This window comes from Streptomyces sp. NPDC102437 (assembly GCF_044765565.1).
Taxonomy (GTDB): Bacteria; Actinomycetota; Actinomycetes; order Streptomycetales; family Streptomycetaceae; genus Streptomyces.
In genome coordinates this window covers 77,630-90,335 of the sequence record NZ_JBIWKI010000003.1, presented here as the reverse complement: position 1 = coordinate 90,335, position 12,706 = coordinate 77,630, and the positions used below count along the sequence as shown (strand labels likewise).

General features: G+C 70.7%; 8 protein-coding genes. 6 read left to right on the top strand and 2 right to left on the bottom strand.

The genetic code is table 11. The features are described 5' to 3' along the window. Positions 1-218: 218 nt before the first annotated feature. The 5 genes from ACIRJP_RS05395 to ACIRJP_RS05375 all read left to right on the top strand — a co-directional run bounded on the left by ACIRJP_RS05395 (position 219) and on the right by ACIRJP_RS05375 (position 7,372). On the top strand, positions 219-1,706 hold the full coding sequence (locus ACIRJP_RS05395; RefSeq protein WP_404168376.1) for an aldehyde dehydrogenase family protein: 1,488 nt from the start codon (positions 219-221) through the stop codon (positions 1,704-1,706). A 115-nt stretch (positions 1,707-1,821) separates the two neighbouring features. Further along, on the top strand, positions 1,822-3,348 hold the full coding sequence (locus ACIRJP_RS05390; protein WP_404168374.1) for a GMC family oxidoreductase: 1,527 nt from the start codon (positions 1,822-1,824) through the stop codon (positions 3,346-3,348). Then, complete coding sequence (locus ACIRJP_RS05385) at positions 3,345-4,394, top strand: glycine betaine/L-proline ABC transporter ATP-binding protein (RefSeq protein ID WP_404168372.1); 1,050 nt, start codon at positions 3,345-3,347, stop codon at positions 4,392-4,394. The genes ACIRJP_RS05390 and ACIRJP_RS05385 overlap by 4 nt, the downstream gene beginning before the upstream one ends. Positions 4,395-4,476: 82 nt before the next feature. Next, positions 4,477-6,420 carry an ABC transporter permease subunit gene (locus ACIRJP_RS05380; protein WP_404168370.1) on the top strand — a complete coding sequence of 648 codons (1,944 nt, stop codon included), beginning with the start codon at positions 4,477-4,479 and terminating at the stop codon, positions 6,418-6,420. Beyond that, positions 6,413-7,372 (top strand): ABC transporter substrate-binding protein, encoded by a 960-nt coding sequence (locus ACIRJP_RS05375; protein ID WP_404168368.1) that lies wholly within the window; start codon positions 6,413-6,415, stop codon positions 7,370-7,372. Before ACIRJP_RS05380 ends, ACIRJP_RS05375 begins: the two co-directional genes overlap by 8 nt. 73 nt (positions 7,373-7,445) lie before the next feature. Here the strand turns inward: ACIRJP_RS05375 and ACIRJP_RS05370 are convergent, their stop codons facing one another. Next, positions 7,446-8,480: a metallophosphoesterase family protein gene (locus ACIRJP_RS05370; RefSeq protein WP_404168366.1), complete on the bottom strand. Its 1,035-nt coding sequence runs from the start codon at positions 8,478-8,480 to the stop codon at positions 7,446-7,448. A 385-nt stretch (positions 8,481-8,865) separates the two neighbouring features. Between ACIRJP_RS05370 and ACIRJP_RS05365 the strand changes: the two genes are divergently transcribed. After that, positions 8,866-10,848, top strand: coding sequence for an NB-ARC domain-containing protein (locus tag ACIRJP_RS05365; RefSeq protein WP_404168364.1), 1,983 nt, complete (start codon positions 8,866-8,868; stop codon positions 10,846-10,848). On the opposite strand, the gene ACIRJP_RS05360 is transcribed toward ACIRJP_RS05365, so the two are convergent. Then, positions 10,845-12,554 (bottom strand): translation initiation factor 2, encoded by a 1,710-nt coding sequence (locus ACIRJP_RS05360; protein ID WP_404168362.1) that lies wholly within the window; start codon positions 12,552-12,554, stop codon positions 10,845-10,847. The genes ACIRJP_RS05365 and ACIRJP_RS05360 overlap by 4 nt on opposite strands. Between the last annotated feature and the right edge of the window lie 152 nt (positions 12,555-12,706).

The following is a 12,706-nucleotide window of genomic DNA, read 5'->3' as shown; positions in this document are numbered from 1 at the left end:
CGGTTCGCCGAGCCGCAGCAGGCCGTTTCCGTCGCGCCTCGGCCGGGAGCATGCCGCGCATTCCCGGCTGTACGACACGACTTGCCCGCATCGGCGCGTGAGGCGGGTCACTTTCCGTGCAGCTCGGGGCATGGTTGTCCGGACCCGGGGCATACGGCCAGATCGCCGGGGTGTGACCGGTGGACCAGGCAATCCGGAACCGAAGGGCCAAATACGACGTGTCGGCAGCACAACAGACCATCCATGTGGGCGGACAATGGCGTTCGGCCGCCTCCGGCGCCACACGCGACATCATCGACCCCGTCGACGCGAGCGTCTTCGCCGTTGTGTCGGAGGGCGACGTCGCCGACACCGATGCCGCCGTCGCCGCCGCGCGTTCCGCCTTCGACGACGGTTCCTGGCCGCGTACTGCCGTGACCGAACGGGCCGGCCTGCTGCGACGCGTCGCGGACCTGCTGGAACGGGACCGGGAGAGGATCGGCGCCCTGGAGAGCCAGGACGCCGGAAAGACCCTCGAAGAGGGGCGCGTCGATGTCGACTGCGTGCGTGACGCCTTCCGCTACTTCGCCGACCTCGTCATGAACGAGAGCGGCGGACGAGTCGTCGACGCCGGGAACGACGAGGTCCACAGCGTCGTCGTCCACGAACCCGTCGGCGTGTGCGCATTGATCACCCCATGGAACTACCCTCTGCTCCAAGCAAGTTGGAAGATCGCCCCGGCCCTCGCGGCCGGCAACACCTTCGTGATCAAGCCCAGCGAGATCACCCCGCTCACCACCGTCGCACTGATCGGGCTGCTGACGGAGGCCGGGCTGCCGCAGGGTGTCGCCAACATCGTCACCGGCGCCGGTACCACCGTCGGCGCCCGCCTCGCCGAGCACCCGGACGTCGACCTCGTCTCGTTCACCGGTGGCCTGGCCAGCGGTACGAAGGTGGCGCGGGCCGCCGCCGACACCGTCAAGAAGGTTGCCCTCGAACTCGGCGGCAAGAATCCCAACGTCGTCTTCGCCGACGCCTGCGCCACCGACGAGGGCTTCGACACCGCCGTCGACCAGGCGCTCAACGCCGCCTTCATCCACAGCGGTCAGGTCTGCTCCGCCGGATCGCGCCTCATCGTCGAGGAGCCGCTGCGCGACCGGTTCGTCACCGAACTCGCCCGCCGCGCCGAGCGGATCCGCCTCGGCAGGGGCACCGACCCCGGCGTCGAGTGCGGGCCGCTGGTCTCCGCGCGGCAGCTCGCGAGGACCGAGGACTTCGTCGCGTCCGCCATGGAGGAGGGCGCCGTGCTGCGGGCCGGCGGCGAACGGCCCGACGGCCCCGGCTACTTCTACCGTCCCACCGTCCTCGACCGGTGCGACCGCCGGATGCGCGTCGTCCGCGAGGAGGTCTTCGGCCCTGTCCTGACCGTCGAGACCTTCCGCACGGAGGAGGAGGCCGTCGCTCTCGCCAACGACACCGAGTACGGGCTCGCCGGCGCCGTGTGGACCGCCGACGCGGGCCGCGCCCGGCGCGTCGCCGGGCGGCTGCGCCACGGCACCGTCTGGATCAACGACTTCCACCCCTACCTCCCGCAGGCCGAATGGGGTGGCTTCGGGAAGTCCGGCATCGGCCGCGAACTGGGCCCGACCGGGCTCGCCGAGTACCGCGAGGCCAAGCACATCTACCAGAACCTCGCCCCGCGCCCAGTGCGCTGGTTCGCGGGCTGAAGCACGCGCGACGCGACGCGCCCGCCACACCTGACGCCTGGAGCAGGGCGGTGGGCACCCCCGCACCCGTACGCGACCGACGCAACGCACACAACGGAGCAGAGGTAAGCAGCACATGACCGACAACCATGTCTACGACTATGTCGTCATCGGCGGCGGCACCGCCGGATCGGTGATCGCCTCCCGGCTCACCGAGAACCCCGACACCACAGTCGCCGTCATCGAGGGCGGCCCCAGCGACGTCGGACGGGACGACGTCCTCACCCTGCGCCGCTGGATGGGCCTGCTCGGCGGTGAACTCGACTACGACTACCCGACGACCGAGCAGCCCCGCGGCAACTCCCACATCCGCCACAGCCGGGCCCGCGTGCTCGGCGGCTGCTCTTCCCACAACACCCTCATCGCCTTCAAGCCCCTGCCGTCCGACTGGGACGAGTGGGCCGACGCGGGCGCCGAGGGCTGGGACGCGGCGTCGATGGATCCGTACTTCGCCCGGCTGCGCAACAACATCGTCCCGGTGGACGAGGCCGACCGCAACGCCATCGCCCGGGACTTCGTCGAGGCCGCCCGGACCGCACTCGACGTGCCGCACGTCGAGGGCTTCAACAAGCAGCCGTTCCACGAGGGCGTCGGCTTCTTCGATCTCGCGTACCACCCGGAGAACAACAAGCGCTCATCCGCCTCCGTGGCGTATCTGCACCCGTTCCTGGACCGGCCCAACCTCCATATCGCCCTGGAGACCTGGGCGTTTCGTCTGGAGCTCGAAGGCACCCGGGCCACCGGGGTGCGGGTGCGCACCAAGGAGGACGAGGAGCACGTCGTACGGGCCCGGCGCGAGGTGCTCGTCTGCGCGGGCGCCGTGGACACCCCCCGGCTGCTGCTGCATTCGGGCGTCGGGCCCCGCGCCGACCTGGAGAAGCTCGGCATCCCCGTCGTGCACGACCTGCCGGGCGTCGGCGAGAACCTCCTCGACCACCCCGAATCCGTCATCGTCTGGGAGACCGACGGGCCGATCCCGGAGAACTCCGCGATGGACAGCGACGCGGGCCTGTTCGTACGCAGGGACCCGGACGCCGACGGGCCGGACCTGATGTTCCACTTCTACCAGATCCCGTTCACCGACAACCCCGAGCGGCTGGGGTACGAGCGGCCCCCGCACGGTGTGTCGATGACCCCCAACATCCCCAAGCCCCGCAGCCGTGGCCGCCTCTACCTGACCAGCGCCGACCCCGAGGTCAAACCCGCCCTCGACTTCCGGTACTTCACCGACGAGGACGACTACGACGGCCGCACCCTCGTCGACGGCATCCGCATCGCACGCCGCATCGCGGAGCAGGAGCCGCTCGCCGGCTGGCTGAAGCGCGAGGTCTGTCCGGGGCCCGGCGTCACCTCCGACGAGGAGCTCGGGGAGTACGCGCGCAAGGTCGCGCACACCGTCTACCACCCGGCGGGGACCTGCCGCATGGGCTCCTCGGACGACGAACTCGCCGTGGTATCACCCGATCTGAGGATCCGTGGCCTGGAAGGCATCCGGATCGCCGACGCGTCCGTCTTCCCGACGATGACGACCGTCAACCCGATGATCGGCGTGCTGATGATCGGGGAGAAATGCGCGGACCTCCTGGAAGGCAATGCCCGATGACCGCCGAGCCCCCAGTCTTCTCCGTACACGAGTTGTGGAAGGTCTTCGGCCCGAAGGCCGAAAGGGTGCCGAAGGATCCGGCTCTCGCCGCTCTCGCCCCCGCCAAGCTGCGCGAACACACCGGCTGCACCGCCGCCGTGCGCAACGTGTCCTTCGACGTCCGCAAGGGCGAGGTCTTCGTCGTCATGGGGTTGTCGGGCTCCGGCAAGTCGACGCTCGTGCGCTGCCTGACCAGGCTGGTCGAGCCCACCTCCGGCTCGATCGCCATCGACGGCGAGGATGTGCTGTCGATGGACGCGTCCCGGCTGCGCGAACTGCGCCGCCACCGCGCCGCCATGGTCTTCCAGCACTTCGGGCTGCTGCCGCACCGGTCGGTGATCGACAACGTCGCGTACGGTCTTGAGATCCAGGGCGTCCCGCGCGCCGAACGGCGGAAGCAGGCGGCCGAGTTCGTCGCCAAGGTCGGTCTCGAGGGCCTGGAGGGCCGCCGCCCCGGCCAGCTCTCCGGCGGCCAGCAGCAGCGGGTGGGACTGGCCCGCGCACTGGCCGTCGACCCCGAAGTCCTGCTGTTCGACGAGCCGTTCAGCGCGCTGGACCCACTGATCAGGCGCGACATGCAGGAGGAGGTCGTACGGCTGCACGGCGAGGAGGGCCGCACGATGGTGTTCATCACGCACGATCTCGGCGAGGCGCTGAAACTCGGCGACCGGATCGCGCTGATGCGGGACGGCCGGATCGTCCAGCTCGGTACACCCGAGGAGATCGTGGGCGCCCCCGCGGACGACTACGTACGCGACTTCGTCCGCGACGTGCCGCGCGAACACGTCATGACGGTGCGTACGGCGATGCGGCCGGCCGAGGCCGCCGAGGCGGACAGCGGCCCGACGCTGGCCCCCGGCGCCACGGTCCACGAAGCCATCGAGGCCGTGGTTCGCAGCGGCGCGACAGCCCGGGTTGTCGAGAACGGCCGCTGCGTGGGCGTGGTCGGCCACGCGGATCTGCTCGGTGTGGTGGCGGGGCTCGCCCCGCAGAAGGAGGCGGCCTGATGCCCGCGCACACCACATGGGGCCCGCCGGGCCCCGGTGCCGCACCCGCCCGTGCCGCGGCCGCGACGGGAAGGCTGCCACGATGAGTACCCCCGTCACCACCGCCGCCGAGGCGCGCCTGCCACTGAGCGACACCCTCGCCCGGTACCGCACCGCACTCGTGGCGGGCTCCGCGCTCGTCGCGCTCCTGCTCGGCACCCTGCTCCTGGGCGGCGGCACCTGGCCCGCGCGCCTGGCCGTCGACGTGTCCGGACCGTTCGGCGACGCCAGCGACTGGATCACCGACAACCGGGACAGCCACCCGCTCTTCCTGTACTTCTTCGGCCACATCAGCAACGCCGTAGTCCTGTCCGTACGCGCCGTCTACCTCGTGCTCCTAGCCGCCGGCTGGGCCGGGGTCACGGCCGCCGCCGGCCTCGTCGCCTGGCGCCTCGCGGGCATCCGCCCGGCGCTCACCGCCGTCGCCGCGTTCGCCGGGTGCGGGCTGCTCGGTATGTGGGTCCCCACCATGCAGACCCTCGCACTGATGACCGTCGCGGTCACCACGTCCGTGCTGCTCGGCGCGGTGCTCGGGCTCGCCGCCGGACTGTCCGGCCGGGTGCACCGGGCGCTGCGCCCGGTGCTCGACACCATGCAGGTGCTGCCCGCGTTCGCGTATCTGCTCCCGGTCGTACTGGTCTTCGGAATCGGCGTCCCGGCAGCCGTCCTCGCCACCGTCGTCTACGCGGCACCGCCCATGGCCCGGCTCACCGCGCTCGGGCTGCGCGGCGCGGATGCAGGGGTCATGGAGGCCGCGGCCTCGCTCGGCGCGACCGGCCGGCAACGGCTGCTGACCGCCCGGCTCCCGCTGGCCCGCAAGGAACTGCTGCTCGGCGTCAACCAGTCGATCATGATGGCGCTCTCGATGGCCGTGATCGCCTCCGTGATCGGCGCGGGCGGCCTCGGTGACCGCGTGTACCAGGCCCTGGCCTCCGTCGATGTCGGCGCCGCGCTCGCCGCCGGTGTGCCGGTCGTGCTCCTCGCCGTCGTCCTCGACCGTGTCACCGCCGCGGCGGGGGAGCGGATCGGCGCCGCACCCGCCCGGGGGACGGGTCTCGGCTGGGCCGTCACCGCGGCCGTGGCGGCCGCCGTCGCGCTCGTCGGCCGCCGCACCGGCCGGCTGTCGTGGCCCGACGCCTGGACCGTGGACATCGCCGCGTCCGTCAACCGCGCCGTCGACTGGATGACCGCGCACCTGTACTCCGGGGTGCCCGTCGTCGGCGGCACCGCCGACTGGGCCGCCCGCTTCACCGGCTGGGTCCTCGACCCGGTCCGCGACGGCCTGCAGTGGCTGCCCTGGTGGACCGTACTGCTGCTGGTCGCAGTACTTGCCCAGCTCGTCGGCACCTGGCGCACCGCGCTGACCGCCGTGCTCGCCATGGCCGTGATCGGGGTGCTCGGCGCATGGGAACCGGCGCTGGACACCCTCTCGCAGGTGCTGGCCGCGGTGGCCGTCACCCTCCTCGCCGGTGTCGCCACCGGCGTCGCCGCGGCGCGCGGCCCACGCCTGGAGCGGCTGCTGCGGCCCGTGCTCGACGTCTTCCAGACCATGCCGCAGTTCGTGTACCTCATCCCGGTGGTCGCGCTGTTCGGCGTCGGCCGTGCACCCGCTGTCGCCGCCGCAGTGGTGTACGCGCTGCCCGCCGTCGTCCGCATCACCACCCAGGGCATGCGGGCCGTGGACCCGGTCGTGCTGGAGTCGTCCCGCTCGCTCGGGGCGACCGGCTGGCAGCAGCTGCGCCAGGTCCAACTACCGCTCGCCCGGCCCGCGTTGCTGCTGGCCGTCAATCAGGGCGTGGTCCTCGTCCTCGCCGTCGTCATCATCGGTGGCCTGGTCGGCGGCGGTGCGCTCGGCTACCTCGTGGTGTTCGGGCTGGCTCAGGGCGATCTGGCTACCGGGCTGGTCGCGGGCGTGGCCATCGTGTGCCTCGGACTGATGCTGGACCGGGTCACCCAGCCTGCCGGAAAGGAGACCCGGAATGCGTAGCCGTACCCTCGCCGCCGCTGCCGCGGCGTTCGGTCTGCTGGCCCTCACGGGCTGCGGGGAGGCGGACATGACCAAGCAGGCGTCCCCGTACGCCGATGCCCACGGCGCGAAGACCGTGACCCTGTCCGTCCAGTCGTGGGTGGGCGCGCAGGCCAACGCCGCCGTGGCCCGGTACCTGCTCGAACACGAGCTGGGGTACCGCGTCGACACTGTCCAGATCGACGAGGTCCCCGCCTGGGACGCGCTCAGCCAGGGCCGCGTCGACGCGATCCTGGAGGACTGGGGCCACCCGGAGCAGGAGCAGCGGTACGTCGAGGACAAGAAGACCATCGCGCCGGGCGGGGAACTGGGCGTGAGCGGCCACATCGGCTGGTTCGTGCCGAAGTACTTCGCCGACACCAACCCCGACGTGACGGACTGGAAGAACCTGAACAAGTACGCCGACCGGCTTCGCACGGCGGAGAGCGGCGGGAAGGGCCAGCTCCTGGACGGCTCGCCGTCGTACGTCACCAATGACAGGGCGCTGGTGAAGAACCTCGACCTGGACTACCAGGTGGTCTTCTCCGGCTCCGAGGCGGCGCAGATCACCCAGATCAAGCAGTTCGCCAAGGAGAAGAAGCCCTTCCTGACCTACTGGTACAAGCCGCAGTGGCTGTTCGAGCAGGTTCCCATGACGGAGGTGAAGCTGCCCGCGTACGAGGAGGGCTGCGACGCCGAACCGGAGAAGGTGGCGTGCGCGTATCCGCACACCCCCCTGCGGAAGTTTCTCAACGCCCGGTTCGCCGACGCGGGCGGCCGGGCCGCCGAGTTCCTGAAGAACTTCCGCTGGACGACCCGGGCCCAGAACGAGGTGGCGCTGCTGATCGCGGACCGGAAGCTCGCGCCCGAACAGGCCGCGGAGCGCTGGGTGAAGAAGAACGAGTCCACCTGGCGGGCGTGGCTGCCGAAGTGAACCGCGACGGTGTGCCGTGCCGTGCCGTACCGGACTTCGGTACGGCACGGCGGGACATGTGTGCCGTGGCGGGTCAGGCGCTGGTGTGCAGCGGGACCGTCAGCTGCTTGAGCCAGGTGCCCGTGGTGAAGTCACGGGCCTTGATGACGACGGAGTGGGGACCGACCTCGACCTGGAGCCCCTGGTTGAAGGCATCGCCGAGGGAGACCTCGCCGCCCTTGCCGTCGTCCATCCAGCCCACCTGGACGGCCGCGGTGTTGACGACGGTGAAGCCTTCGAGGTTGCCGGTACCGGGGACGACCCGGCGCACCACCCAGTCGGACAGGTTGAGGTCCCAGTGGGTGTGCCCGGAGAAGAGGAACACGTCCTTGTGCCGGCCGAGGATCGACAGGAGCCGGTCGGGCTGGAGGTAGTCGTTGAGGTAGAGCTTGTTGTGGGTGCCCGACACGGTGTTGGGCAGCGGGTGGTGGGTCATCACCATGACGGGCCTGCGGCGGCGGGCCCAGTACGCGAGACGGTCCTCCAGCCAGGCGAACTGCTCGTCGCTGATCCACACCTCGTCCCACAGCTTCGCGTCGTGGTAGTGCGAGTAGCGCTCGGTCCCGAGACTGAGCACGGGCACGCCACCGAACGACGTCTCGGAGTAGACCTTGTTGCGGCCGGCGAAGTTGTAGAAGCTGCGGAAGAGGGAGTCCTCCGTCGTGCCGTTGGGCCAGGTCGCCTGGGCCAGGGTGTTGGGGTCGCTGTACTTCGGCACGTAGAACTCGTGGTTGCCGATGGCCCAGGCGACGTTCTTGGGATGCGGGTGCCGCTCAAGGGTCTGGCGGACCGCCGCGTACTCGAAGTCATAGCCGCGGGGGGTGATGTCGCCGGCTATGCCGAGGCCCGCACTGTCGGGGTTGATCCGGTGCAGATCATCGAGGGCCTTGCCGAAGTCCGTCAGATCGCCCTGGATATCACTGATGATGTTGAACCGGACCGTCCGGCCCTTGCCGGGCCGGTACGGAGCGGCCTCGGCCGCCGGTGCCGTGATTCCGGCCCCGGCGGCAAGGGCACCGCCCACCAGGGACGCGGTGCCTGTAGTGGCCATGAACGATCTGCGATCCATTGGAACTTCCTTCGTCTGTACGCCCCCGTGCGGATGGGACAGAGGGAGTGTCGCCGCTCGGGATGGCCCGTCGGGGTATCGCGGATGACTGTGGCCTGAACTGTTCGGTCTGGCCGATCCGGTGAGGCCGGGACAGGTCGACACGGTCGCACAGGTGCACTTCTCCCCGCGAGCCGGGCGTTTCGCGCGATCGGCAAGGAATCGGGTGGACCTGTCCGGGCTGTGCCCAGCCACCCCCGTCGTGTGGGAACCTCTAGAGTGCGAGTCCTGGACAGCGGCAAGTCTTCGGGCAGTAGCCGGGTTTGCGCGGAGTACCTGACTCGGCCGTGTCGGGCAGGGGGATGGGAGCGGATCCTGAATGAGGGTTGAACTGCCACCGGAGCCTATGCACTTCGTCAACCGCGAGGAGGAGAAGGCACGGGCCTTCCGCGCGGTGGCGGAGTGGCAAGGCCGCTCCCGGCCGCTGGTCCTGTCGCTGAGCGGCCCGGGAGGTCTCGGCAAGACCGAACTGGCCTTCCTGATCGCCCGGAAGCTGCGTGACAGCTTCTCCGATGTACTGTCGGTCGACTTGGACGACTTCCGGGTGGGCGGCGCGGTGGACCCCGGCGAGGTGCTCGCACAATTGCTGCTCTCCCTCGATGTGGAACCCGACTCGGTGGAGCGCCAGTTCAAGGCGCGTTGCAGGCAGTACTGGAACGTGACCTCCGACCGTCGGCTGGTCGTAGTCGTGGACAACGCGCGGTACGCCTCGGAGATCGTCCCGCTGCTTCCGGCGTCGGGCAACAGCGTGGTGATCGTGGCGAGTCACGGGCCCCTGTACGACCTGGAGGACGGTGCCGCCGTCGACCTGGTGCTGCCGCCGCTGGAGGACCCGGTGGCGACGGAGCTGCTGGAACTGATCGTCCGGGACCGTCGGCTGACCACCGATCCGGAAGCTGCGCAGACAGTGGTGCAGATGTGCGACGGCTTGCCCGCTGCCCTGCACGTCGCGGGCCGCTGGGTCCGCTCCCACCCCTTGCGGCCGCTGCCGCGTCTGATCGCGGAGCTGCGGGCCGAGCTGGACGAGAAAGGGGTGTCCTCCGGGGTGGAGGACATCTGGGACGCGATCTACCGCAGTCTGTCCTCCTCGGCCGCCCTGCTCTACCGGTTGCTGCCCGACCACCCCGGCTCGACGTTCACCCACGAGTCCGCCACCGCGTTGCTGGGGCTGGGGCCGGACGTCTGTCAGGACGCGCTGGAGGAGCTGGTCACGGCGGGGTTGCTGGACCTGCGCATGATGCAGCTCACCGAAGACGGCCGGATGAGGCTGCCGGGTCCGCTGCACGCCCATGCCCGGCGGCGGGCCCGCGACCACGATGCGCACGGCGAGACGGCCGAGGCGCAGAAGCGGGTGCTGCGCTGGTTCGTCCGGCAGGCCCAACTGGCCGACCGCTTCGCCGCCGGCCGGCGGCTGGTCGTCGCCGACGACTTCGGCCCCGTCCCCGATGCCCCGGACGTGCCCCTTGACGATCCGGCCCGGTCGGAGGGCGGCTCGGTCCGCACCGCACGGGCCGAGCGGGCGGCGCGCTGGTTGTACGCGGAACGGCACGCGTTGTTCGCGTGTGTACGGCTGGCCCACGGGCGAGGAATGGACGCCGAGGTCGTGGCCCTGTGCGAGCCCGTGTGGACGTACGCGATGGACCATCCTCACGCTTCCGATGTGACCGAGCTCTTCCGGCTCGCGGTGACCTCCGCGCTCCGGTCCGGGAACGCCTCCTGGATGGTGCGCATGCGATGCCAACTCGCCCGTCCGCTCTGGGAGTCGGGCAGGTTCGCGGACGCCGGACGCGAACTCGACGGAGCGTTCGCGGCCCTCGATCTGTTGGGGGACTCCGAGGCGGACCACAAACTCCGGGCCTCGACGATCGAGTTCCGCGGGATGCTCAGCTCCGCACGCGGGGACTGGAACGCCGCGGCGGCCGACTTCGCCCGGTCCCGTGAGGTGCACCTGGCCATCGGCAACGAATACGGAGCCATGCTCCAGACCTACCGCTCGGGCCAGGCGAGCGCGGAGCTCGGGGACCTGGAGGGGGCGGCCCGCCTGCTGGCCGAAGCACACGACGCGGCCGTGGCACAGGACCGTGCGAGGCTGAGCGCGCGCACCGGATTCGCGCTCGGCGGCGTCCTGCAACGACTCGGTCGTACCGATGAGGCCCGGGGGCTGTACGAGCGGTCACTGGAGGGAGCGCGCCGACGGGGCTCCGGCTTCGACCAGGTCCGTGTCCTCGACGCACTGGCCGAGCTGGCCGGTGCGGAGGGGGTGAACACGGCGGCTGAGGAACACCGTGCCGCCGCGGAAGCCATCCGACGCCGCAACGGCCTGCTCTAGAGGGCCTGCCCGGCTTCCTCGTCCGTGGCCGGGCGGAGCAGAACGTGGAAGGTCCGGTCGCCGATGACGCAGTTCAGGCCGGACTGTCCGTCGGGCACGCCCCGGTGGTCGGACAGCCAGGCATGAACGGCGGACAGTGCGGCGGCCGGGTCGACGCGCACGATACGGCCGTCCTCGTAACGGGATTCGACGTGCACGGCGTACGTACCGTCGTCGCCCCGGATCTTGAGCACGCACGGCCCGGTGGTCATGATGGCCGCGGCCGAGCGGCAGCCCGAGTACTCGTACAGGGCGTGCCGAGCCCACCCCGCCGCCGTCCACTCGACTTCCCCCGCAGTGGGGGAGGGCTGCGACCGGCGGCAGTACAACAGGCCTGCGGACCGGACGAGTTGTTCGCCCGCGGCGCCGTACTCCACAGCCAGGTGGTGTCCGGGCGGACCGATTCCGGCGGGGCGCCGGTCGACCAGGACCCCGTCCTCGGAGACCGTGGCGTGCACATCGAAGGCTGCAGGCGTACGGGTGGCAGCCGAAGGGGCAGGCAGCAGCCGCGGCGGGACGTGGTTGGCCGGCGGGGCGAGACCGAGGAGTGCGTAGACCTCGGTGCGCAGTGGGCTCGACGACTCGCCCCGGGAGGCGAACCCGGCCTGGGCTGCGGCATGTCCTGTTCCGGGCCGGTACGCCGCGAGGGCTTCCTGCACCGTTTCGGCAGGGCCCAACTCCGGCACGTGTCGCAGGAGTACGTCCATCGGGCTGCCGGGGATCAGCTCGGCGCCGGTCCGGTGGACGTTGACGACCGGTCGGTCGCTTACTGCGGAGTAGTACAGGGCTGTCGACCCATGGTCGGTGATGAGCGCGTCGGCGGCGATCAGTACGGATGCCCATTCCTCGTACGGTCCGGCGAGGACCAGTCCTGCGTCCAGTGCCGGGGACAGGCGCTCGGCCAACTCGTACCTGCCGAGCAGGCTCCGTTCGTTGGGGTGCACGATGAGTGCCAACTGGTATTCATCGTAGGGCAGATGGGCGGCCAGCTCGGCAGGCAGTCCGGGCCGCCGGCGCAGCAGGCATTCCGGTCCCCACGTCGAAGCGAGAACGATCAGTGTGCGGGAACCGGTGCCCAATGCCCTGCGGTACCGGTCGCGGAGGGACAGCGAGGCGAGGATGCGCTCCAAGGTGGGGTCACCGATGACCTTCGCCCGCTCGGCGGCCCTCGGGCTCGCGGCAGCCAGTCGGGCGACCTGATCGGGGTGGGCGAGCGCGTACAGGGCGGCAGGCGCTTCGTCGTCGGACGGCAGCAGGTATTCCGGATCGAGTCCGGAGGCCGAACCGGGGGAGCCCTCGCCCGGAATCGACTTGTTGAACCCTGCTCCGTGCGGGAGCAGCACGTGCTGTCCGGAGAGCAGGCTCAGTTCGCCCTTCGGGCTGGCCGTGAGGACCAGGTCGAATGTGCGCCGGCACGCCTCGTCCCACGGCAGCGTTCGGCCGCCGACGCCGTCGATGACCGAGAGCGCGTCAACTCCGAAGTCGGATCCCGGCACCAGGGTGAAGAGACGGGTGATGCGGTCATCACCGGCGAAGACCGGGAGAGCGTCGAGAAGACGGTAGAGAGCTACCGCGGACCGAGCCGCGAAAAGAACCGCCCGTCGCCCGTCGCCCGTCGCCCGTCGCCCGTCGCCCGTCGCCCGTCGCCCGTCGCCCGTCGCCCGCAAGTGTCCATTCTAGAGAGGCGGGGTGGGCGCTATCCGGCGTTTCCACAGATCGGGGGTGCTTCTTCGCGCCGTCGAACGACATGTTCCGATCGTACCGTGTGCCCGGTACGCGCTCCGAACGCGTGATCCACAACGCACATTCGGCAAGCGTG